Here is a 20835-nt window from a genome sequence, read left to right as displayed (position 1 = left end):
AGGAAAAAATGCAAATCGGTGTGATCGGTGCAATCTGTGCGGAAAGAAGAAAGGAAAGGTATACTAATAAGGAAATGAAGGGAGACAGACATGGAAGATACAATTGCGGCGATTGCGACTGCCAATGCCATGGGGGCCGTTTCGATGATTCGCATTTCGGGTGAAAATGCGATATCCGCTGCGGAAAAGATCACACACAAAGACTATTCCCATGCGGCTGGCTATACCATCCACTTTGCGACGGTCTATGATGGCAAAGAACCCGTGGATGAAGTGCTTGTCTCTTTGTTCCGGGCACCAAAGTCCTATACGGGTGAAGATGTGGTGGAGCTGTCATGCCATGGCGGTATGTATATCACCCGTCGTATTCTTTCCATCGTATTAGGCACTGGTGTGCGCATGGCAAGACGCGGTGAATTTACGGAACGTGCCTTTCTCAACGGCAAAATGGACCTCACCCAGGCCGAAGCGGTCAATGATCTGATCCGCTCCCGTGACAAAGTCAATGCCAGAAGTGCGGTCCATGCCATCAAGGGATCCGTTCAAAAACTGCTGGCGCCGCTGGAAGAAGATCTGACCCAGATCATCTCCAACATCGAAGTCAACATCGACTATCCTGAATATGATGATGTCCACCAGCTGACCGAAGAGGAAATCCTGCCCAAGGCAAAGCAGTGGGTGAAGCAGATTGATCAGATCATTGAGACAGCCCAGGATGCGGTGCTGATCAAAGAAGGTATTGATACTGTGATCCTTGGCAAGCCGAATGTTGGCAAGTCCTCTCTTTTGAATGCCCTGCTGGAAGAAGACAAGGCAATTGTGACGGATGTGGCCGGTACAACCCGGGATCTTGTGGAAGGCAGTGTGCGGGTCGGCAATATCACACTGAACCTGATTGATACGGCCGGCCTGCATGATTCATCCAACAAGATTGAACAGATCGGCATGGCCAAGACCATGGATGCACTGCACAAGGCACAGCTTGTCATCGTGGTCATTGATGCCTCCCGCCAGGACGCAGAAGATGAAAAGCTGCTGGCGATGACAAAAGATAAAAACAGAATTGTTGTCTATAACAAGAAAGATCTGCAGGAAGTGCCGGGCAAACTTTGTATCTGTGCCGGAAGGGGCGACGTGCAGGCATTGAAGGATGCCATTGAGACAAAATATGAGAAAGAGCTGCTGGCAGCACAGTCTGATACCTTGAATAACGAAAGACAGATCGGCCTGGCCATTGCCGCCCGCAATTCTGTGCAGGATGCCATTGCCTCTTTGGAAGCTGGCATGGAGCTGGATCTTGTGACCATCGACCTGCAGAAGGCATGGACAGACTTAAGAGAAATGACAGGAAAGGCAGGCAGGGAAGATCTGCTGGATGAAATATTCAGCCGGTTCTGCCTCGGTAAGTAATATGCAGTATGTTGATACACATGCCCATCTGTTTGATGAGGCATTCCACGATGATTTCCATGATGTTGTCAAGCGTGCTGAAAATGCCGGCATCACCAGGACACTGATCATCACGCTGAAACATGAAGAGACGATGCAGGCCATCGCCTTTGCTGACAAAGATCCTGAACACTATCAGATCGCGGCGGCCATCTTCCCCGAAGACGCTGACAAGATCACGGATGCCGACTATGCCCAGTTTGAAAAAGACGCCGCCCTGCCCCAGGTCAGCGTACTTGGTGAAATGGGTTTGGAATACCACTGGGTCAAGGATCCAGGCATCCGGCAATTGCAGAGAGATCTGTTTGTCAAACAGATGGAACTTGCCAAAGCACTGAACAAGCCGGTGGCAGTCCATGCCCGCGATGCCATGCAGGATACCTATGACCTGATGAAACAGGTCCATCCAAGAGGCCTGCTGCACTGCTTCTGTGGCACCAGGGAAATGGCAAAGGAATTCACAAAGCTCGGCTTCTTTCTTGCTCTGGGCGGGGCACTGACATTCAAGAATGCCCGGCATTCGGTTGAAGTTGTGGAAACGGTAGATGAAAAGTGGCTGTTAACAGAGACCGACTGTCCGTACATGGCCCCGGAACCAGTGCGCGGCACCCGCAATGAGCCGGCCAACATTCCCTATATTCTTGCCAGGATGGCATCTGTGCGCAATGAAAGTGTGGAACACATGGCAGATGTTGTGATGGCTAACTATGAAAGGTATCTCCATGGCTGAGAAGAAACGGATCAAAGAACTGATTGTAGTGGAAGGACACCATGATACGGCAAGGCTGAAACTGCTGTATGACTGCGATACGGTGGAAACCCATGGTACGTGTCTTTCTGACTGGACACTGCGTTTGATCAAGCGGGCTGCCAGAAGTCGCGGTGTGATTGTCATGACGGATCCGGATTCTCCTGGCAACCGTATCCGCAAGGCAGTCAATGATGCCGTGCCTGGCTGTATGAATGCCTTTGTGGATAAAGCACATGCCCATACGACACATAAAGTAGGCGTTGAACATGCGGATGACAAAACGATCCAGGATGCCCTGGACAATCTGATTACATTTACGGAAGAGAGTCATCTGACGATGCAGGATATGTATGCACTGGGCCTGTCAGGACGTCCTGACAGTGGGGAAAAGCGTGAGAAGATCGGACAGCTCTATCATCTTGGCAATGGCAATGCAAAGACCATGCTGAGCAGGCTGAATGCGCTTGGCATCAGTAAAGAAGAACTCCAGGAGGCACTGAAATGACAAAGTGGATTGCAACACCATCCCGGACAAAACAAATCCTGGCAGATTATGGCCTGCATGCAAAGAAGGGCTATGGTCAGAATTTCCTGGTGGATCCGATGCTTGTGGAGCGCTGTGCCCAGCAGGCTCATGCCGAAGATGCCGTCATTGAAATCGGACCAGGCATCGGCTCATTGACCGAGCAGCTTGCCCGCGTGGCGAAACATGTCACCGCCTATGAAGTCGACGAAGATCTGAAAACGGTCCTGGCAGATACATTGTCACCCTATGACAATATCGAAATCATCTGGCAGGACTTTCTGACCTGTGATATCAAGACAAAAGTGCAGGAACTCAGGGAACAGTACGGCAGTGTTTCCGTGTGTGCCAATCTGCCTTACTACATCACCACACCCGTCCTGTTCCGTTTGTTTGAGGAAGCACCTGATATTCCCTATATTACGGTCATGGTGCAGAAGGAAGTTGGAGAACGCTTTGCGGCTGGTGTCAATACCCAGGAGTATGGTGCCCTGAGTGTGGAGGCACAGACACTGTATGATGTCAGAAAGCTGTTCAATGTGCCGGCCAGATCCTTCAATCCCAGTCCGAATGTGGACAGTGTGATCATTCAGTTTGCCCGCCGGTCGGAAACTGTTGATCCAGAAGATCTGCAGAAATTCTTTACCTTTGTCAAAGCCTGTTTCCGCCAGAGAAGAAAGACGGTTTACAATAATCTCAGAGACTATCTTGGCTCAGGAGATCAGGCACTTGCTGTCCTTGAAAGGGCAGGCATTGATCCCCGCACCAGAGCGCAGGAACTGAGCAAAGAGGAGTTAAGAAAGCTGTACGATACATTATGAGAGAACGTGCTTATGCCAAAATCAATCTGTGTCTGAATATCAAAGACACAAGAGCAGACGGCTATCATGATCTGGAAATGATCATGGTGCCGATTGACTTCTATGATGTGCTGGAAATGGATATTGCCCCGGAAACAACCCTGTCCAACAACCGCAGCTTTCTGCCGGTCAATGAGAAAAACACGGTGATCAAGGCGATCCGGGTCATGCGTGACCGCTATGGCTTTACGGAAAACTTTGCCTGTACACTGAACAAGCATATTCCAACCCGGGCAGGTCTGGCCGGGGGCAGTGCCGATGCGGCGGCAGCCATCCGCATGATGAACCGCATGTTAAACCTGCAGATGAGCAGGGATGACATGATTGAAGTGGGCAAGGAGGTCGGTGCCGATGTACCGTTCTGCCTGTTGAATCAGCCGGCCTTTGTTCGGGGCATCGGCGAGATCCTGCAGCCATTTGTATGCCATCCTGACTTTGAAATCCTGCTGGTCAAGCCCAAGCGCGGTGTCTCCACCAAGGAGGCCTTTGCTCTCAGTGACAAGACAGATCCCATCCATCCTGACTGCATGGCCATGTGCAGGGCATTGATTGAAAATGATTATCAGGGTGTGATTTCATCGCTTGGCAATTCCCTGGAAGATGCGGCTGTACAGCTTGTGCCCGAGATCCGCAGCGTAAAAGAAGCCCTGCATGCGCTGGGCTTCGATGGCGTATTGATGTCAGGTTCAGGCAGCACGGTCTTTGGCATCACCAGAGATCATGATCTTCTGGAAAAAGCCAGCCAGCTGCTGTATGAGCGCAAATATTTTGTCAGAAGAACGCGGATTCTCACCCGCTGATCATTCCAGATACATGGCTTTCAGCCGATCAATCTCATCATCACTGAGATTGATTTTTTTCTGTACAAATCCCTTTACAGAACCATATTCACGGTCACACCAGTCCATCATCTGTTCCATGGTCTCCGACATGACGCCAAACATGCACCGGATGCCGGTCATGATGCGCTCATCATCCGTGAGCTCACGTGCCTTCTCCAGCATCGACTCAATCCGGTCTGCTCGGTACTCATTGGTAAGCAGGTAGTCTTCCATCATGGTTTCTCTGTCAAAGTCCAGTACAGACATCAGGAAGACAGCCGCAATGCCAGTACGGTCCTTGCCGGCATTGCAGTGCCACAGCACAGAACAGCCATCCGGATTGGACAGCAGATAGTCAAAGAACTTGCGGTATCCCTGCTGGGCACGGAACGTCTTGATGATCTCAATATAGAAGCCATACAGATCAAACGGCATCTTGACCATCTCCATGACCATGGACAGTTCATCATCATTGGCATGCACAACCGGATTTTTATCCTCAGCCACCTCTGGATTGACCGAAATCCAGACATAGTCTGTGCCGGGAATGGAAACATCCGGCTTGGCAGCAGCTTCCAGGCGGGTGCGGAAGTCAATGATCGTCTTGACATGATATTTGTCAGTCAGTAAGGCAATGTCATCATCCTGCAGATTATGCAGATTGGCGGTGCGCAGCAGACGGTCCATACGGATCTTTCTGCCCTCTTTGTTTACATAGCCGCCCAGCTGGCGGTCATTGTCGACATGGGCAAGCCCCAGGGCATGGGGCATGGCCGTGACGGATTCATAGTCCATAACAAATTCCTCCGCTTTCATGATACATCATCCACCACCGGTTGGGATGGCAATTGCCAGCGGTATAATAGACTTGCAACAAGTGGAGGATAAATATGAAGAATGCAATTATCATGGCCGGGGGCAAAGGCACCCGCATGAAGTCAGACAAGCCCAAGGTTCTGCATGAAATCCTGCATGAACCGATGCTGGGACTGGTTATTGACAGCCTGCAGGCTGCCGGGGCACAGCGGATTGTGACCATTGTCGGCTATCACCATGAAGAAGTCGAAAAAGCCATGGCAGGCAGATGTGAATTTGCCGTGCAGGAACCGCAGCTTGGCACCGGCCATGCGGTCATGCAGGCTCATCAGCTTGAAAAGGAAGAGGGTATCACATTGGTGGCATCCGGTGACTGTCCGTGTGTACGGCCGGAAACGTATGCCCACATGTATGAAGCGCTCAAAGATGCCCAGATGGCCGTATTGACGGCTGTTCCGGATGACAATGGTGCCTATGGCAGAGTGATCCGGAACGCAGATGGCAGTGTAAAGAAGATTGTGGAGTTCAAGGATGCGGATGAAGAGGAGAAAAAGGTCAGGGAAGTCAACACCGGCATCTATGCCTTTGATACACAGTCTTTGTTTGCAGGACTGTCTCATCTGGACAACAACAATGCCCAGCATGAGTACTATCTGACCGATCTTGTGGAGATTCTGCAGAAGATGGGAAAGAAAGTAACAGCCGTTGCCTGTGATGACTGGCAGGAAGTATCCGGCATCAATGACAATCCGGCCCTGGCCGCATCCAGTTACTATCTGCAGCAGCGTATCAATCTGGCCCATATGCAGGCCGGCGTGACAATTGTCGATCCAAAGAACACCTACATCGGTCCGCATGTGTCAATCGGCCATGATGTCGTCATCTATCCCAATACGTGCCTGTTTGGTGATACGAAGATTGCGGATGGAACTGTCGTAGCACCGGGTACGGTGCTGACAAACGGAAAGATTGGCCTGTAAGATTGGGATTCTAACCTGTTCATAAAGCGGTTTCGTGCTTATAATATAACCTGTTTGTGAGGATATAGAAGGGAACCAGTATGGTAAAGGAAACTGTCATTTTCGCACTTACTTCCAGCACTGATCTCGCTGCGCATGTATGCCGGGATCTTGGCCTGCCGCTTGGCAAAATCAAGGTGGAACATTTCGCTGATGGTGAGATTCTTGTAGAACCGCAGGAATCTGTCCGTGGAAGATCTGTCTTCATTGTCCAGAGTACATGCAATCCGGTAACGGAGAGACTGATGGAGGTGCTTGTATGCATTGATGCCTGCAAGCGTGCTTCTGCCGGTGAGATCAATGTCATCATGCCGTATTATGGCTATGCCCGCCAGGACCGCAAGGCAAAGCCCCGCCAGCCGATCACAGCAAAGCTTGTCGCAGATCTTCTGCAGGTAGCTGGTGCTGACCGTGTTGTCGTATTTGACCTGCACGCAACCCAGATTCAGGGCTTCTTCGATATTCCGATTGATGATCTGACCGCTGTACCGATGCTTGGTCAGTATTTCAAGGAGAAGAACCTGCCGTCTGACAAGCTGGTCGTTGTATCACCTGACCACGGCGGCGTCACCAGAGCAAGAAGACTGGCCGATATTCTGGATGCACCGATTGCGATCATTGATAAGCGCCGTCCGAAGCCGAACATGGTCGAAGCACAGAATGTCATTGGTGATGTGAATGGCAAGATCTGCATCGTTGTCGATGATATCTGCGATACAGCCGGATCTCTTGTTGCAGGATGCCAGATCCTGAAGGACCATGGTGCTTCTGAAATCTATACCGGCATCACACATGGTGTCTTCTCCAGAGATGCGATTGAAAAGATCGAGAATTCTCCGATCAAGGAAATGGTCATCACCGATACCATTCCGATGAGTGAGGAACAGAAGGCAAGAACGACCAAGATCCACGTTCTGTCCGTCGCTGACATGATCGCCAAGACGATTGATTCCATTCAGAACCATACGCCGGTATCTGATGTCTACGATCTGTTCAAGGACTGAGTACATAACAAAAGTTACACATACAGCCAGTGGAAACACTGGCTTTTTCATACGAAAAAAGGAAGCCGCAAAGACTTCCTCAGGCTGTAAATCGATAACCCATGCCCATATCATAATTGACATGGACTGGATGAGATGGATTCACTTCAATCTTTTCACGAATGTGGCGGATGTGCACAGAGATGATCGGCCTGACTTCAAACGGCTCTTCCTGCCAGGCATGACGGTAAATCTCTTCGGGAGAGAACGTGCGGTCAGGATGAGCCATCAGGAAGTGCAGAATCTGAAACTCCTTGGGAGTCAGATGGCTGTTTCTGCCATTGGCAGAGACACTGTGCTTTTTGATATTCAGAAAGATCATAGGCTTATACCGATAGTTTGTCCTGCATCAGCCATCCGTCAAGACCATACAGACCAAGCACCCAGACAAGAGATAACAGGGTAGTGGCCGCATAGCTTGTATCAACTCTGCTGGTCATCCATGCATTCAGGCAGGCAAGGACAATGAACAGCAGGAAGGCCAGCCAGCCGCCGTACTTTTTGCCATTGAACAGCGTGGCCTGAATAATGACGGCAGAGAATGCAGCAAGGGTGAAGGAGAGCAGTTCCAGCAGACTGATAACGCAGAATCTGACAATATCAAGCACCCGGAAACTGTCCAGATCAAACGCAGACAGGAAGGTACGGATCGTAATATCCGGGCTGATGGTGCCGGCTGCTTTGAGGTCAATGATGGCCAGCAAGGCAAAGAAGGCAATCATGACAAAGAAAGATACCGTGTTTTCAATCACTTTGGCACCCAGGATCTCCCAGGAGGAGTGAGGTGTCAGAAACAGCATATAGCTCTGCTTGGTGTTGAGATCCTTGTACAGAATCATTGTGGAGTAGATGGCAATGATCATCAGGCCAAGGGCAGTCGTAAAGACAAGCCCCATAGAGCCAAAGATCAAGGATCTGTTCATGTCATATTTCACCGGATTGCCATGGAGCAGACCGACCAGAAACAATGCCTCAAACAAACAGGCAATGACAATAATGATCAGCTTCAGATTCCGCGTCTTACGGAATTCATATTTCAACAGTTTTCCCATGTCTTTTCTCCTTCTTACTTCATGATTTCACGATACAGATCAGCCAGAGAATCATGATCCTCACTGCGGACATCTTCCGTATCAACCGTCTTGATCAGATGACCGTTGTGAATAAAGATCGCATCTGTCACATACTGTTCCAGCTCTTCCACCAGGTGGCTGGAGATGACAATGGCTGTATCCGGCTGGGCAGCAGAAATAATCGTGTTCATGATGGCATCACGTGATAACAGATCAATGCCGTTGAGCGGCTCATCCAGCAGATACACTTTGGCATGGCGGGACAGCACGCCGGCTGTTTTCAGCTTTGCCAGCATGCCGGAAGACAGATTCTTCAGCTTTTTGTCAGCAGGCAGCTGCATTTTCTCTAACAGATCATCAAAGCGCGATGGATCAAAATCATCAAAGAAGTCGGCAAACCAGGACCGTACATCCTGCACGCTCATCCAGTCATAGAAGTAGGATTCCGTGCTCATATAGGCAATGTACTTCCGGCTTTTCACACCGACCGGTTCGTCTTCATACAGCACTTCACCGGACGTCGGCTTGCTTAAGCCAGCCGCAATCTTCATCCAGGTCGTCTTGCCAGATCCATTGGGACCAAGCAGGGCATAAATCTTTCCTGGTGCAATCGTAAACGACACATCATCCAGTGCCGTTGTATTCAGAAATTTCTTCGTAACGTGATTTGTTTCAAGCATCTTTCCAATTCTCCCTGATCATCTGGATCATTTCTTCTTCACTATAGTCAAGCTCTTTCAAACTGCTGATCAGCCTGTCAACAGACTCTTTTGCCATCTGATTGCGGATGTTTTTCACCATGTCCGCATCCTCGCTGACAAATGTGCCAAGTCCGCGCCTGGTCATACAGATGTGTTCACTCTCCAATACCTGATATACCCGCGAAGCGGTATTCGGATTGATCTGAAATGCAATGGCAAGATCACGCGTCGAAGGCATCTTTTCACCTGGTTTGCGCTTGCCGGAGGCAATCTCTTTCTCAATCTGATGTACAACCTGCAGATAGATCGGCATACTCGTGTCATACTTCATGTGTCTTCCTCACTAGTGCACTAGTAAAATAGTACACTATGACGATAAATGCAAGTAAAAGAAATAAATTTCTTTTCCAACAGGGAAAACATGGCTTTTGCGGCTATAAGGAAGCAGGGACCAGATATGTCAGAACAGTATGCAAACAGGCAGGAAAAAGGACAACTGCGCAGACTGCGGAATATCCAGGCACATATTTTCTAAGTCTGCGGCCAGTATGTCATGCTGGAAGATAACCTTGTATTACTGCTGGCCCTGAAGAAAGATGCGCTGTCCAGGACTGTACGCCGGCATCCGGAATATTTTCAGGCAGATTCTGCTTTCCGCTTTCTGACATGGAATATGCCGGGATTCAGGCATCAAAGATGCTGGCAGAAAATGCTTTTGCATCACCCGGATTCTGAATGAACAGACCGTAAAAGATATTCTTTACACAGCAGAGAAACAGGAGAAAAACAATGATGCCAATCAACAATGCCATTAACCTTGCCTATCAGAAAGAACAGTTGGATCTGTATGCCAAGAAGATCATGGCAGACGATCAGATCATCAGAGTTCTGCTGAAAAATGCAGTACCAGATCTGTTTCCCCAAAAGGTAGAAATAACCATCAGAAATATGTGGATCTCTAAGGTGCCTGTAGATCCTGGCTATACCAATCGAATCAGCGTGAAACAACAGGAAAACTTTATCCCGTCGGAAGGCAGAATTGTCTTTGACCTGCTGTTTGAAACGCAGCTACAATCCAATAAAACAATCACTGTCAATGTTGAGATCCAGAAGAATTTCCATCTGAAATATCCACCTGCCTGCCGGGAAGAGTTCTATCTGGCAAGACAGATTTCTGCACAGGCGGAAAGCATCTTTTCACTGGCCAGACAGGAGTATGGAAAGATTCATCATGCGATTGGCATCTGGCTGTACCTGAATGTGCCAAAGAAATACAGCAATACCATCATCAGATGCCAGAGAGAACGCAGAATCATGGCAGGATCAGGACAGCAAAGAACGGATAACTTCCCATCCACGATCATTGAAATCATGGTCGGCAATGAACCATATACTGGTGACAATGATCTTCTCCATGTGCTGCATATCATCTTCAAAGAAACCTGCAGCTCAGAAGAGAAGATGAAAAGGCTGGCACAATTCGGCATCATCGATCATAATGAATTCAGAAAGGAGCTGAGAGATATGTGCAACTACAGTGATCTGATTTATGAGAACGGTATCAGGAAAGGCAAGATGGAAGGCAAGATGGAAGGCAAGATGGAAGGTAAGCTTGAAGGCATAAGAGAGCATAGTCTTCAGGCCGCAAGGAATATGCTCCAGATGGGTGGCTTTTCTGATGAAACAATTGCCCAGATATCCGGTATCTCTCCTGCAGAAGTCCGTCAGCTCCGCAAGAAGCAGCTCAACTGATAACAGGTGTCCCTCTCCAATGAATTCAGAAAGGAGCTGAGAGATATGTGCAACTACAGTGATCTGATTTATGAGAACGGTATCAGGAAAGGAAAAACAGAAGGCATCAGAGAGCAGAGCCTGCAGACCGTACAGAATATGCTTCACATGGGTGGCTTTTCGGATGAAACAATTGCCCGGATATCCGGTATCTCTCCTGCAGAAGTCCGTCAGCTCCGTAAGAAACAGCTCAACTGATAACAGGAGCATCCCTCTCCAATGAATTCAGAAAGGAGCTGATAAATATGTGTGATTACAGCGACTGGGTCTATGAAAAAGGCTATCAGACTGGGTATCGGCAAGCATATCAGCAAGCGTATCAACAGGCATATCAGCAAGCGTATCAGGAAGAAGTAAGAAAGTATGCAGTCAATACTGCAGAAAAAATGATGAAAGATGGCATTCTTCCTGATGAAAAGATTGCAAAGATTGCAGGTTTAAGTCTTGAAGAAGTCCAGCAGTTGAGGAACCATCCAAAGAATGGATCCGATCAATCATGAATCAGATGGTGCTGCCAGAAATGGTGGCTTTTCTTTTTGCCTGTCAATACAAAAATTACAAAATGTATGAAAGAATCATGAAAGAATTCTTGGAGTCTTGAAAGAAAATTGGAAATCAGTCATCATTAGGGCAAAGGGGACAGATTCATTGTTGACATTGGAGGTTATTTATGAAGGAACCATGCTATTTTCATGATCATGAGGTGATTCTGAACTATTCTGCCGAGTTTGTCACCTCAACATCACAACTGCTGGATTCTCAGGTATTTAATGAGTTTCTGGATCATTATCTGACATATCTGGACAGCCACCGCCGTGATCTGCGTGCTTTTTTATACAAGAACACGGATGAGCGCAAAAAAGTAAAAGAAGACCTGAAGAATGTTCTCCATGTTCTTTTGTTAATGAACATGAACAAGGTGGATATGCCGTACCTTCAACTGCCTGAGACAATGCAGGATGTGATTGAGGAAGGATACCGCTATTGGAACAGTCTGCAGCGTTTTAGTGTGCTCTATGCTCAGAGAGCAGATTCCTATCAGACCAATTCCTTTATGAACGTGGACAACCAGATCAATGAGGTTGCCCGCAATTTCTTCCGTACTGTTGAAGCCAAGATCACCGGCCGTGCGGATAATGTCTACCGTCAGATTCAGGCAGGCACCAATGCCTCTTTGCTCATGCAGAAATATGCCTGGAAATGCCCGAAGGAATATCAGGAACTTGCGGATATTGACTTTGTGCATACAATCATGGTCCGTACACCATTGATCATTCATACCAAGTCCAACAAGCGCACCAACACCTTTGCACCATCGGATCACAATCCTGTCCTGGATTTTAAAAAGGGTGATGATGACTGGTTCTGCTTCCCGGCACTTGTTGGTGAAGTCCTGATCTTTGTGTATTTCCACAAAGATGAAATGAGCTCCTGTGTCGCCACCTCCGGTCTGTTCCAACTGGCCAGAGAAGAAGACTGCCGCGGCAGAAAGCCAGATGCGATACTCTTCTTTGGCAATCCCGACGGCACCAAAGACACGGTCTATTACCACGACACTGACAATCACATATGGATCGGCAAGACAAGTGCTTCCCCGGAGATTGACTACTTCGGCTATACCAAGAAGAGCATCCTGACCCTTCACAACCTTGCCATGATGGAACGTGGCTGGCTGCCAATCCATGGGGCGATGGTCAACCTCTATCTCAAAGATGGCAGAAAGAAAGGCCTGATGTTCATGGGTGATTCCGGAGCCGGCAAGAGTGAAACCATCGAAGCATTAAGCAATCTTGCCAGTGATCAGATCGACCATCAGGAAACGGTCTTTGATGACATGGGCACAATCCACATGGATGAAGATGGAAATCTCTGGGCACAGGGTACAGAGATCGGTGCCTTTGTCCGCCTGGATGACCTTGATAAAGGCACTGCCTACAAGGACCTTGACCGTTCTATCTTCTTCAACCCGGATAAAAAGAATGCCCGGGTTGTCATGCCTGCTGCACCGTATAAGGTTGTCATAAAGAACCATCCGATTGACTGCTTTGTCTATGCCAACAACTATGATGACAAACGCGGCATGCATGTATTTGCCAATGAAGAAGAAGCCAAGAATGTCTTCATCCAGGGTAAGCGTTTCGCCCTTGGCACAACCCAGGAAAAAGGCCTGTCCACAACCTTCTTTGCCAATCCGTTTGGACCAATGCAGGAACAGAACATCTGCAAGCCCCTGATCGACAAGATGTTTGCGGCACTATTTGAAAAAGGCATTCCGGTTGGCGAAGTTTACACATGCCTCGGCCTGCCTGACAAAGGAGACCATGGCATTGACAAAGGTGCCCAGGCACTGCTGGATTTCGTCATCAACAACGATAAATAAGCAGAAACCCGGTTTTTACAGAAAGCATGGGAAAACTTGTCATCATTTGACTTGAATTCAGAATACAAAGTGACTATTCTACATCTCGATGACAAGAGTATTGGGATCAAGACGCACCTTCTGTGATGAAGATGACGAAAAAGCTTTGACGTTTATAGAGACAGTCGCAGATATTACGACAGTAAAGGAGTACAGAGAACTGATGCACTGCCGCCAGCATCATGCGACTTCACGCTATCAGCACTGCCTGAATGTGGCGTGGTATTCCTACCTGATGGCCAGAAAAGCAGGACTTGATTACCGCAGCTGTGCCAGAGGAGCCATGCTGCATGACTTCTACCTGTATGACTGGCATAAGGGAACACCACTCCCCGGCAGGCACTGCGCTGTACATCCGCGCATTGCACTGATGAATGCAGAGAAGTACTTCAAGCTCAACGATATTGAGAAAGACTGCATTGTCCACCACATGTGGCCAAACGGAACAGCCAGGCCAAAGACAAAAGAAGGCATGATTATCACCATTGCCGACAAGTACTGTGCTACGCTGGAATTCTGCAGCCACGGTGCCCTGCAGGTACCTTACTATGTCGCCAAGGCCTACAAGATGATTATGGAATGAGCAGAGAACAATCTCTGCTTTTTATGTCATAATCTGATTTTTGATCCTGCATCTTTCTGCATGCATTTTGAGGATATCTCTACTATCCTGATAACAGGAGGTCATACTATGGAGAATCTGTTTCACCGTGTCAGTATCCGGAAATATCAGGATAAACCTGTCAGAAAAGAGGATATCACAGAAATTTTGCGGGCAGGCATGCAGGCACCAAGTGCCGGCAATCAGCAGCCCTGGGAGTTTTATGTCGTTACGGATAAGGATGTGATTGCGCAGCTTGCCAAGGCAAGCCCCTATGCCGGCTGTGCAGCCGGTGCACCGGCAGTGATCGTACCTGTGTACCGCACAGATGGGCTGCGCTTTCCTGAATTTGCCCAGATTGATATGTCAATCGCCCAGGAAAACATGTGGATCATGACAGATGCGCTGGGACTGGGCGGTGTCTGGCTGGCTGTGGCACCGGTAAAGGACCGCATGGATGCAGTCAGAAAGATATTGGATCTGCCGGATACACTTGTGCCGTTCTCCTTGTTTCCGGTTGGCTGGCCGGCGGAGGAGAAGAAACAGCAGGATCGCTTTGAAGAAAGCAGAATTCACTGGCAGTAAACTAAAAGGAAGATGTGAGGTCTTCCTTTTTCAGTTCTCTTTATCGGATGTCTGGTTATGATAGATTTCCATCTGGCAGATTGCCTTGCTGTTATCTGGCGATACCCCAATCCGCATGGCCAGTACCAGATAGGTATCATTGTCAATCTGGCCGGACTGCCATACCGGAATGTTGGATCTGGCAGCTTTCCTGAGCACCTGCTGACATAAAGGCTTCTGCAGGATATTGCTGTGTTTGCCTATGAATTTCTCCATGGCATCTGACAGCCGCAGCATGGTAATACTAGTATTGGATACTTCCAGCACAATTTCAGGAATGATCTTGCCAATGGTGAGATAGTGACCTGCCTGAGAATAATAGGAGGAATTGGCTTTCTGATAATAAGGAAGCTGATCCATATGTACATAGTTTGTCCAGAACGTACTCTTGATCAGTTCCTCCCATGGCATCGGACTAGCATAATAGAAACCCTGAATATAATTGACGCCGCACAGACGGACAAAGGTCAGCTGTTCTCTGCTTTCTACACCTTCAACAACCACGTCCGTCCCCATCGAATGCGACATCTCAATCAGAGCCCGGATAATGATGGAAGAACGCGCATTCTCATGGAAACTGCGCATAAACTCCATATCCAGCTTGACGCCATCTACCTTGTAATCTTTCAGAGCACTCAGGGAAGACATGCCGGTGCCAAAATCATCCAGCCAGATCTGATAGCCTTCCTTCTGCATGGCACGGATGGCATTCTGGATCTTGGGGCTTTCAATGAACGCAGATTCTGTGATCTCAATACGCAGGGCACTGTGAGGAATCTCATACTTTGAAACAATCCGGCTCAGTCTTGCCGGTACATCACATACATCAAAGTCCGTTCGTGACAGATTGAAAGAGAAAAATAGATTCTCGCGGCGGTCTTCATTCATATCTGCCAGCAGCTGGCAGCCTTTCTCCAGCATATAGAAGTCAAGCCGATAGGCATCATGTGACTTTTCCAACACCGGCATGAAATCACCAGGTGAGATGATGCCGCGTTCAGGATCATTCCAGCGTGCCAGCACCTCAAAGCCGCATGTCTTGCCGGATGCACCGCCGACAATCGGCTGAAAGTACGGGATGAAATCACCACGAGAAATAGCTTCGTTGAACTTAGAGAGCACGAAGGCTTCTTTCTGCATGCTCTGAAACAGCTCATCATCAAACACACGGATGGAATTCACCGTCTGCTGACGCAGGGTATTACACGCCGCATGGGCCATATCGATACATGCGCGAAGATCGCTCGTGCCGCGGTCTTTGTGATGCAGGTAAACACCAGCACGCAGGAAGATGTAATTGTGCGGCAGATAGCGGGAAATACCCTGCTGCACCTTTTCGATTCTGGCTGCGTCATCTGTTCTTTTGGTTAGAACCAGAAAGTGGTCATTCTCACTCCGGGTGATCAGATCACCGGGGAAGTTTTCCTGCAGCAGCTGGCCGGTTCTGGTCAGTACCTGATCACCGGTTTTGAAACTGTTCGTCTGATTCAGACTCTGGAAACGGTCGATATCAAAGAAGATCAGCTTCCATTCCGGATTATCTTTGATCAGATCTTCAGCTTCATGGGTGAAAGAAGAAAGCGATGGCAGGCCGGTAATCCGGTCTTTTTCGTTGCTTGGCACATGTTCATCCGGCTTGTTATAGTCAATGGAAAATGCCCGGCTGGCAATCTGATTCTTGCCCTGTGCCTTGGCTTCATACAGACAGTCATCTGCCTGCTGCAGACAGGAGCGGATATCGCGCTCATTTTTCAGCATGCCGTAGCTGATGCCTATCGAGAACGAAGACATCGTCCCATCCGGCATCTTCCGGGAAAAGTCTTTGCGGAACTGTTCCATCCGCGCCTTGAAATCTGCCTGGGTGATATTGCGGCTGATAACCAGGAATTCATCACCGCCATAGCGGTAACACTTGACCTTGTCACTCTGCAGATCCTTGGCCATGGCAGTACCAACTCCCTGCAGCAGAGTATCACCATATATATGACCAAAGACATCATTGACCCGTTTGAAATCATCGATGTCCATCATTGCCATGCACACATAAGCTCCGGTAAAAGCGGGGAAGTCCTGGCGCAGGGCAGCCCTGCTGTTAAGACCGGTCAGGACATCCGTGCGGTTTTCCTTTGTCAGCGTGGAGTTTGCTTTGGCAAGTTCTGACTGCAGCCAGGTCGTCTGGGCAAACCAGATCCTGCGCAGAATCATTGTAAACACGCAGATGAAATAGAAAATGCCAAGATCAAACGCATCCTGCCAGGCAATATGAGCGTTTGAGAAAATCAGGCAGGCCAACATTGTGATCGCGGATGTCAGCACGACCGGCACGATATGATTGCTGCGGTAAAAAGGCAGGATCGTGACCAGTGTCATAATGATGACAAGCTCAAAAAATAATGAACTGCCTGTCTGGGTTGTAAACAACGTCATGCCGGAGATCAAAGCATTGATCAGAAAACCGACATAACTGACATTGAGGTTGTGAATGGCAGACTTGCGGTCGGCGGCTACACTGAGATGCAGCAGATAGAAAATCAGGACAGTGTTGAAGATGATCAAGGCAAGATAAGCGAGGATGCTTGGCACCTGTGGGTACAAAGCTGCCTCATCTTTATAGATCAAAAGACCGGCGGAGCCAATGAAACCAAGCAGAATGAGCAGGAGAGAGACGACATAGCTGATGCGGACATTATTCTCCGCAGCTGCGATCATCATCGGTGTACTGTTCATGAATTGCTTCAGGTCTTTGTTTCTGGTAAGCCGCAGATAATCTTTGATTGATCGTGCGGAATTGATCTCCATGCACTCTCACCTCTTCCGTATCAACTCAGTGCGCATACATATCAATTATATAAAAGAATCAGGGGAACTGGATTGCTTAAAGTGAGCAGTATGTTGGTATTTTTGAACAATATATTTGCAGTCTTACGATTGACTGATTGACAAACAGATAGTACAGATAATACACTTAATACAGACAGTACAGAAGAAAGGGAGGATATATGTTTCTGCTTAATCTGCAAAGCAAAGAGCCGATCTATGAACAGATCCAGAAACAGCTGATCCGGTTTATTCAGGCAGGTGTGCTGAATCCGGGGGACAAGCTTCCTTCCGTCCGCCAGCTTGCCCAGGAAAATGGGATTAATCCGAATACGGTTGCCAAGGCATACAGTGAGCTGGAAAAGACAGGCTGTGTATACAATGCACCAAAAAAAGGGGTGTATGTTGCCAGGATGGATGTGCAGCAGCCGCACCGCCATCAGATTGCTGCGGTGCTGGCACCGCTCAAGGAGATGGGCATCCAGAAGCAGGAAATTCTGGATGCTGTAAAGGAACTGTATGGGGAGGACGAACATGCTGAGAATTGAGAATCTGACCAAATCATTTGGCTGCAGAGAAGTTCTGAAGGATCTGAACCTGGAGATACAGGATGGTTCCATCTTTGGACTTGTCGGCATCAATGGTGCCGGCAAGAGTACGCTGCTGCGGCTGATTGCCGGTGTATATGAAGCAGATGGAGGCCATATTCTGTTTCAGGATGAAGACGTCAGTCTGGATCCTGCTGTCCGCCGCCAGATTGCCTTTGTTTCTGATGAACAGTACTATCCGATCGGTTCTACCATCCGTTCCATAAAACTGCTTTACCAGACCATGTATGAGTTCAATGAAGCAGTCTATCAGAAGTATCTTGCTCTGTTTCATCTGGATGAGAATGCCGGCATCGTAAATCTGTCCAAAGGAAACAAACGACGGGTTGCGCTGCTGTTTGCCTTCTGTATCCATCCCCGCCTGCTTCTGCTGGATGAAGCGTATGACGGCCTTGAGCCCCTTGCCCGTCTGACGGTCAAAAAAGCACTGGCAGAACTGATTGAAGAGGATCATGCGATCGTCATCATTTCTTCCCACAATCTCAAGGAACTTGAGGATATCTGCGATTCCTTCGGCATTCTGGAAGATGGCAGAATGATGCAGTATGGTGATCTGCTCGCCTCCAAGTCAGTGATCAACAAGTACCAGGCAGCCTTTGCAAAACCAATGACAAAAGCTGATTTTGCCGGTTTTGATCTGCTGCATTTCAGCAGTGAGGGTCGTGTCTGTCAGATGGTGATCAAAGGTGAGCGTGAACAGGTGATGGCAAAGCTGGAAGAAATGAACCCGCTGGTGCTGGATGTGCTTCAGGTGAATTTCGAGGAACTGTTTATCTATGAAATGGAAAGCAGGGGTGATGCACATGAATAAGAACTATGCGTTATATCTGTTTAAGAGATGGAAACCGGGCTGGCTGTTCTATGCTGTGATGTATGTCATGATCCCGGCGGCGTGCATCCTGCTGGATGGCAGTAATTATTATCTGAACCAGGGAGAGGCTGTCAGAGACAGTCTGCACACTGCTTTTGCTGTTTCTGCAGGCATTGCCATTGTTTCCTGCTTCATCCTGCCCGTCTTCATGTTCAGCTATCTGCACCGCAAGCGCAGTGAGGATCTCTTCCTGTGTCTGCCGATCTCACGTGCACAGCAGATCCGTACTGAATTCTTCATCATGTACGCTGCTGTCATGGGCGGCTTCATTGCCTCTGCCCTTGTCAGTTTGCTGTGCGGCATCTTCACATATCCCGGGCTGATTCATGCGGCGGGACAGATGGCTGCACTGACAGCCCACATGGCCCTGTTCACCGGTGTCATGCTGCTGTTCAACAGTCTGCTCTACATGACTGCCAACAACATTCTGGATGGTGTTGTGATGCTTGGCGCCTATACGCTGCTGCCTTTCATTATGCAGTTCGTCGTCAAAGTCTTCCTGCAGGATGTGACGGTCGGCTCTGCCCAGTTCTACAGCAGCACATTCTTTGAGCGCTGGCTGTCACCACTGTATCTTGGCACTGCCAATGCAAACATACTGATTGATCCGGATATGATTGGCATTTCTGATATAAATGCATGGAGCTGGATATCAGAAGCAGTTCTGCTTGCCTATGGCATCCTTGCCTTCATCCTGAACCAGAGACAGCTTGTCCGCAGAAAGGCAGAACGTGCAGAACAACTGTCAGACAGTCCGCTTGCTTATCCCTTTGTGATTCATATTATGCTGTTTCTTGGCCTGCTGCTGATCTCCAGCAGCTATCACCAGGAAGGCTTTACCGCTTCCTTCATCTTTATACTTGTGATGCTGTGCCTGTATGCAGCCGGTTCCTTCATCTACCGCCGCCGCATCATCATCCGGCCACGGCTGTTTATCATCTTTGCCATCTTATGCCTGCTGACAGGCGCATTGTCAGAAATTGGCTGGAAGACAAAGGGCTTCGGACTGATCTATCCGGTCAATCTGTCTGCAGACAGCAATGTGGAAATCAATTATGACGCGTATATGAGCAAAAAAGATCTCGGTGATGCCAGTGCACCTGATGAATATGTTTCCGTATATTTCGATGCCGTCATGACATATGACCAATGGCAGAACAACAAAGATTTCCAGGATATTTTCAACCGGCACATGGAAGAAAGCATTACTGCGTTATACCAGGAGAAAACAGCATATTTCTCATCCAGCGCTCTTGCCATCTACAATACCAGCACTGTCGCTGACGGCAGTACCAGAATGACCAATTATCACCGCTATCCGCTGCCGGAAGATCACATGCTTACACTTGATGAGCTCATGACGGTCAGTCAGTTTACGAAAGTAAATGTTGCGACGGATGATGGCGAAAATACATATACGCTGCAGGCGTATTTACAGAAAGAAGGAAAGTAATATGTCAATCTTGCTTGATGACAAAACAAAGAGTGTCTGTGCCAATGGCAGAAATGCTCACCTGACACCGCATGAGTATGGCATTCTTGCCTATCTGATGTCTCACCCAAACCGGACCTTTACGGCCGAGGAGATTTACCGCAATGCCTGGAATGAGGAACCGTATGAATGCAGACCAATTATCTCAGTGCATATCCGCCATATCCGGGAAAAGATTGAGGTAAATCCCTCACAGCCTATGTATCTGGATTCTTTCTGGGGAAAGGGCTATCGTTATAATCAATACTGAACAGGAAGGGAGAAATCTTTTCCTTTTTTGCATAGAAAAAAGAGATGGCATCTGCCATCTCCCTGGCTAAGCTCAGAGCTTGACGACGTTGGAAGCCTGCGGTCCGCGGTCACTCTGTGTAATATCAAAGCTGACTGCCTGACCTTCATCCAGAGTCTTGAATCCTTCACCCTGAATTGCGGAATAATGTACGAAGACATCATTGCCGTCATCTGTTGTGATGAAGCCATAGCCCTTTTCAGCGTTGAACCATTTTACCTTACCTGTTGCCATAATACTTTTGAATCTCCTATCTATATGATCTGT

General features: G+C 48.4%; 24 protein-coding genes. 17 read left to right on the top strand and 7 right to left on the bottom strand.

Annotation, left to right across the window (positions count from 1 at the left end):
- Window positions 1-90 precede the first annotated feature (90 nt).
- From mnmE to MOZ60_RS01440, 5 genes are read left to right on the top strand one after another with little or no spacing between them, the layout of a single operon-like run.
- Window positions 91-1410: a tRNA uridine-5-carboxymethylaminomethyl(34) synthesis GTPase MnmE gene (mnmE, locus tag MOZ60_RS01460; RefSeq protein WP_370595387.1), complete on the top strand. Its 1320-nt coding sequence runs from the start codon at window positions 91-93 to the stop codon at window positions 1408-1410.
- The gene (locus tag MOZ60_RS01455; RefSeq protein WP_370595386.1) at window positions 1376-2179 is read left to right on the top strand and encodes a TatD family hydrolase; all 804 of its coding nucleotides are present in this window, start codon (window positions 1376-1378) and stop codon (window positions 2177-2179) included. The genes mnmE and MOZ60_RS01455 overlap by 35 nt, the downstream gene beginning before the upstream one ends.
- On the top strand, window positions 2172-2705 hold the full coding sequence (rnmV, locus tag MOZ60_RS01450; RefSeq protein WP_370595385.1) for a ribonuclease M5: 534 nt from the start codon (window positions 2172-2174) through the stop codon (window positions 2703-2705). Before MOZ60_RS01455 ends, rnmV begins: the two co-directional genes overlap by 8 nt.
- The gene (gene rsmA / locus MOZ60_RS01445; protein ID WP_370595384.1) at window positions 2702-3544 is read left to right on the top strand and encodes a 16S rRNA (adenine(1518)-N(6)/adenine(1519)-N(6))-dimethyltransferase RsmA; all 843 of its coding nucleotides are present in this window, start codon (window positions 2702-2704) and stop codon (window positions 3542-3544) included. The genes rnmV and rsmA overlap by 4 nt, the downstream gene beginning before the upstream one ends.
- Complete coding sequence (locus MOZ60_RS01440) at window positions 3541-4383, top strand: 4-(cytidine 5'-diphospho)-2-C-methyl-D-erythritol kinase (protein ID WP_108774566.1); 843 nt, start codon at window positions 3541-3543, stop codon at window positions 4381-4383. Before rsmA ends, MOZ60_RS01440 begins: the two co-directional genes overlap by 4 nt.
- On the opposite strand, the gene MOZ60_RS01435 is transcribed toward MOZ60_RS01440, so the two are convergent.
- Window positions 4384-5220, bottom strand: coding sequence for a tyrosine-protein phosphatase (locus MOZ60_RS01435; RefSeq protein WP_370595383.1), 837 nt, complete (start codon window positions 5218-5220; stop codon window positions 4384-4386). It abuts the gene before it with no gap.
- A gap of 74 nt (window positions 5221-5294) precedes the next feature.
- Here MOZ60_RS01435 and MOZ60_RS01430 point away from each other — a divergent pair, with 74 nt between their 5' ends.
- Window positions 5295-6200: a bifunctional UDP-N-acetylglucosamine diphosphorylase/glucosamine-1-phosphate N-acetyltransferase GlmU gene (locus tag MOZ60_RS01430; protein WP_108774564.1), complete on the top strand. Its 906-nt coding sequence runs from the start codon at window positions 5295-5297 to the stop codon at window positions 6198-6200.
- A gap of 80 nt (window positions 6201-6280) precedes the next feature.
- Entirely contained in the window at window positions 6281-7243 is a 963-nt protein-coding gene (locus tag MOZ60_RS01425; protein WP_370595382.1) for a ribose-phosphate diphosphokinase, read from the top strand.
- Window positions 7244-7322: 79 nt separating this feature from the next.
- Here the strand turns inward: MOZ60_RS01425 and MOZ60_RS01420 are convergent, their stop codons facing one another.
- The 4 genes from MOZ60_RS01420 to MOZ60_RS01405 are packed head-to-tail and all read right to left on the bottom strand — an operon-like array spanning window position 7323 to window position 9387.
- Complete coding sequence (locus MOZ60_RS01420) at window positions 7323-7604, bottom strand: winged helix-turn-helix domain-containing protein (protein ID WP_108774562.1); 282 nt, start codon at window positions 7602-7604, stop codon at window positions 7323-7325.
- Between the two features lie 4 nt (window positions 7605-7608).
- Entirely contained in the window at window positions 7609-8334 is a 726-nt protein-coding gene (locus MOZ60_RS01415) for a hypothetical protein (protein ID WP_370595381.1), read from the bottom strand.
- A 14-nt stretch (window positions 8335-8348) separates the two neighbouring features.
- Window positions 8349-9035 (bottom strand): ABC transporter ATP-binding protein, encoded by a 687-nt coding sequence (locus MOZ60_RS01410; RefSeq protein ID WP_370595380.1) that lies wholly within the window; start codon window positions 9033-9035, stop codon window positions 8349-8351.
- The gene (locus MOZ60_RS01405; RefSeq protein WP_370595379.1) at window positions 9028-9387 is read right to left on the bottom strand and encodes a GntR family transcriptional regulator; all 360 of its coding nucleotides are present in this window, start codon (window positions 9385-9387) and stop codon (window positions 9028-9030) included. The genes MOZ60_RS01410 and MOZ60_RS01405 overlap by 8 nt, the downstream gene beginning before the upstream one ends.
- Before the next feature lie 458 nt (window positions 9388-9845).
- On the opposite strand from MOZ60_RS01405, the gene MOZ60_RS01400 reads away from it, so the two are divergent.
- The 6 genes from MOZ60_RS01400 (at window position 9846) to MOZ60_RS01375 (ending at window position 14452) form a co-directional block, all read left to right on the top strand.
- A complete protein-coding gene (locus MOZ60_RS01400) occupies window positions 9846-10808 on the top strand; it encodes an RpnC/YadD family protein (protein ID WP_370595378.1) in 963 nt (320 codons plus the stop codon).
- Between the two features lie 45 nt (window positions 10809-10853).
- Window positions 10854-11045, top strand: coding sequence for a hypothetical protein (locus MOZ60_RS01395; RefSeq protein ID WP_370595377.1), 192 nt, complete (start codon window positions 10854-10856; stop codon window positions 11043-11045).
- 47 nt (window positions 11046-11092) lie between these two features.
- Entirely contained in the window at window positions 11093-11347 is a 255-nt protein-coding gene (locus MOZ60_RS01390; protein ID WP_277007379.1) for a hypothetical protein, read from the top strand.
- A gap of 170 nt (window positions 11348-11517) precedes the next feature.
- Window positions 11518-13227: a phosphoenolpyruvate carboxykinase (ATP) gene (locus tag MOZ60_RS01385; RefSeq protein WP_370595376.1), complete on the top strand. Its 1710-nt coding sequence runs from the start codon at window positions 11518-11520 to the stop codon at window positions 13225-13227.
- An 88-nt stretch (window positions 13228-13315) separates the two neighbouring features.
- Complete coding sequence (locus MOZ60_RS01380; RefSeq protein WP_277009247.1) at window positions 13316-13849, top strand: HD domain-containing protein; 534 nt, start codon at window positions 13316-13318, stop codon at window positions 13847-13849.
- Between the two features lie 108 nt (window positions 13850-13957).
- Window positions 13958-14452, top strand: coding sequence for a nitroreductase family protein (locus tag MOZ60_RS01375; RefSeq protein WP_370595375.1), 495 nt, complete (start codon window positions 13958-13960; stop codon window positions 14450-14452).
- A gap of 30 nt (window positions 14453-14482) precedes the next feature.
- Here the strand turns inward: MOZ60_RS01375 and MOZ60_RS01370 are convergent, their stop codons facing one another.
- Window positions 14483-17290 (bottom strand): bifunctional diguanylate cyclase/phosphodiesterase, encoded by a 2808-nt coding sequence (locus MOZ60_RS01370; protein ID WP_370595374.1) that lies wholly within the window; start codon window positions 17288-17290, stop codon window positions 14483-14485.
- A gap of 200 nt (window positions 17291-17490) precedes the next feature.
- On the opposite strand from MOZ60_RS01370, the gene MOZ60_RS01365 reads away from it, so the two are divergent.
- From MOZ60_RS01365 to MOZ60_RS01350, 4 genes are read left to right on the top strand one after another with little or no spacing between them, the layout of a single operon-like run.
- The gene (locus MOZ60_RS01365; protein ID WP_108774549.1) at window positions 17491-17856 is read left to right on the top strand and encodes a GntR family transcriptional regulator; all 366 of its coding nucleotides are present in this window, start codon (window positions 17491-17493) and stop codon (window positions 17854-17856) included.
- Window positions 17843-18727: an ABC transporter ATP-binding protein gene (locus tag MOZ60_RS01360; protein ID WP_370595373.1), complete on the top strand. Its 885-nt coding sequence runs from the start codon at window positions 17843-17845 to the stop codon at window positions 18725-18727. Before MOZ60_RS01365 ends, MOZ60_RS01360 begins: the two co-directional genes overlap by 14 nt.
- Window positions 18720-20240: a hypothetical protein gene (locus MOZ60_RS01355; protein WP_370595372.1), complete on the top strand. Its 1521-nt coding sequence runs from the start codon at window positions 18720-18722 to the stop codon at window positions 20238-20240. Before MOZ60_RS01360 ends, MOZ60_RS01355 begins: the two co-directional genes overlap by 8 nt.
- Before the next feature lies 1 nt (window position 20241).
- Window positions 20242-20529, top strand: coding sequence for a winged helix-turn-helix domain-containing protein (locus MOZ60_RS01350; RefSeq protein ID WP_370595371.1), 288 nt, complete (start codon window positions 20242-20244; stop codon window positions 20527-20529).
- A gap of 72 nt (window positions 20530-20601) precedes the next feature.
- Here MOZ60_RS01350 and MOZ60_RS01345 read toward each other — a convergent pair whose 3' ends face one another.
- Complete coding sequence (locus MOZ60_RS01345) at window positions 20602-20802, bottom strand: cold-shock protein (protein ID WP_108774545.1); 201 nt, start codon at window positions 20800-20802, stop codon at window positions 20602-20604.
- Window positions 20803-20835 lie beyond the last annotated feature (33 nt).

Source organism: Grylomicrobium aquisgranense (genome assembly GCF_033971865.1).
GTDB lineage: Bacteria > Bacillota_I > Bacilli_A > Erysipelotrichales > Erysipelotrichaceae > Bulleidia > Bulleidia massiliensis.
The sequence above is the reverse complement of the archived record's forward strand: the minus strand, read 5'-3'. Positions and strand labels throughout refer to the sequence as shown.

What these genes read in the sequence shown, in the direction of transcription:
- MOZ60_RS01415 (WP_370595381.1), bottom strand. Translation starts at nt 8,334, where the DNA reads ATGGGAAAACTGTTGAAATATGAATTCCGTAAGACGCGGAATCTGAAG.
- MOZ60_RS01350 (WP_370595371.1), top strand. Translation starts at nt 20,242, where the DNA reads ATGTCAATCTTGCTTGATGACAAAACAAAGAGTGTCTGTGCCAATGGC.
- rnmV (WP_370595385.1), top strand. Translation starts at nt 2,172, where the DNA reads ATGGCTGAGAAGAAACGGATCAAAGAACTGATTGTAGTGGAAGGACAC.
- MOZ60_RS01365 (WP_108774549.1), top strand. Translation starts at nt 17,491, where the DNA reads ATGTTTCTGCTTAATCTGCAAAGCAAAGAGCCGATCTATGAACAGATC.
- mnmE (WP_370595387.1), top strand. Translation starts at nt 91, where the DNA reads ATGGAAGATACAATTGCGGCGATTGCGACTGCCAATGCCATGGGGGCC.
- MOZ60_RS01435 (WP_370595383.1), bottom strand. Translation starts at nt 5,220, where the DNA reads ATGAAAGCGGAGGAATTTGTTATGGACTATGAATCCGTCACGGCCATG.
- MOZ60_RS01395 (WP_370595377.1), top strand. Translation starts at nt 10,854, where the DNA reads ATGTGCAACTACAGTGATCTGATTTATGAGAACGGTATCAGGAAAGGA.
- MOZ60_RS01405 (WP_370595379.1), bottom strand. Translation starts at nt 9,387, where the DNA reads ATGAAGTATGACACGAGTATGCCGATCTATCTGCAGGTTGTACATCAG.
- MOZ60_RS01400 (WP_370595378.1), top strand. Translation starts at nt 9,846, where the DNA reads ATGATGCCAATCAACAATGCCATTAACCTTGCCTATCAGAAAGAACAG.
- MOZ60_RS01425 (WP_370595382.1), top strand. Translation starts at nt 6,281, where the DNA reads ATGGTAAAGGAAACTGTCATTTTCGCACTTACTTCCAGCACTGATCTC.
- MOZ60_RS01380 (WP_277009247.1), top strand. Translation starts at nt 13,316, where the DNA reads ATGACAAGAGTATTGGGATCAAGACGCACCTTCTGTGATGAAGATGAC.
- MOZ60_RS01410 (WP_370595380.1), bottom strand. Translation starts at nt 9,035, where the DNA reads ATGCTTGAAACAAATCACGTTACGAAGAAATTTCTGAATACAACGGCA.
- MOZ60_RS01385 (WP_370595376.1), top strand. Translation starts at nt 11,518, where the DNA reads ATGAAGGAACCATGCTATTTTCATGATCATGAGGTGATTCTGAACTAT.
- rsmA (WP_370595384.1), top strand. Translation starts at nt 2,702, where the DNA reads ATGACAAAGTGGATTGCAACACCATCCCGGACAAAACAAATCCTGGCA.
- MOZ60_RS01375 (WP_370595375.1), top strand. Translation starts at nt 13,958, where the DNA reads ATGGAGAATCTGTTTCACCGTGTCAGTATCCGGAAATATCAGGATAAA.
- MOZ60_RS01430 (WP_108774564.1), top strand. Translation starts at nt 5,295, where the DNA reads ATGAAGAATGCAATTATCATGGCCGGGGGCAAAGGCACCCGCATGAAG.
- MOZ60_RS01455 (WP_370595386.1), top strand. Translation starts at nt 1,376, where the DNA reads ATGAAATATTCAGCCGGTTCTGCCTCGGTAAGTAATATGCAGTATGTT.
- MOZ60_RS01420 (WP_108774562.1), bottom strand. Translation starts at nt 7,604, where the DNA reads ATGATCTTTCTGAATATCAAAAAGCACAGTGTCTCTGCCAATGGCAGA.
- MOZ60_RS01360 (WP_370595373.1), top strand. Translation starts at nt 17,843, where the DNA reads ATGCTGAGAATTGAGAATCTGACCAAATCATTTGGCTGCAGAGAAGTT.
- MOZ60_RS01390 (WP_277007379.1), top strand. Translation starts at nt 11,093, where the DNA reads ATGTGTGATTACAGCGACTGGGTCTATGAAAAAGGCTATCAGACTGGG.
- MOZ60_RS01440 (WP_108774566.1), top strand. Translation starts at nt 3,541, where the DNA reads ATGAGAGAACGTGCTTATGCCAAAATCAATCTGTGTCTGAATATCAAA.
- MOZ60_RS01345 (WP_108774545.1), bottom strand. Translation starts at nt 20,802, where the DNA reads ATGGCAACAGGTAAGGTAAAATGGTTCAACGCTGAAAAGGGCTATGGC.
- MOZ60_RS01370 (WP_370595374.1), bottom strand. Translation starts at nt 17,290, where the DNA reads ATGGAGATCAATTCCGCACGATCAATCAAAGATTATCTGCGGCTTACC.
- MOZ60_RS01355 (WP_370595372.1), top strand. Translation starts at nt 18,720, where the DNA reads ATGAATAAGAACTATGCGTTATATCTGTTTAAGAGATGGAAACCGGGC.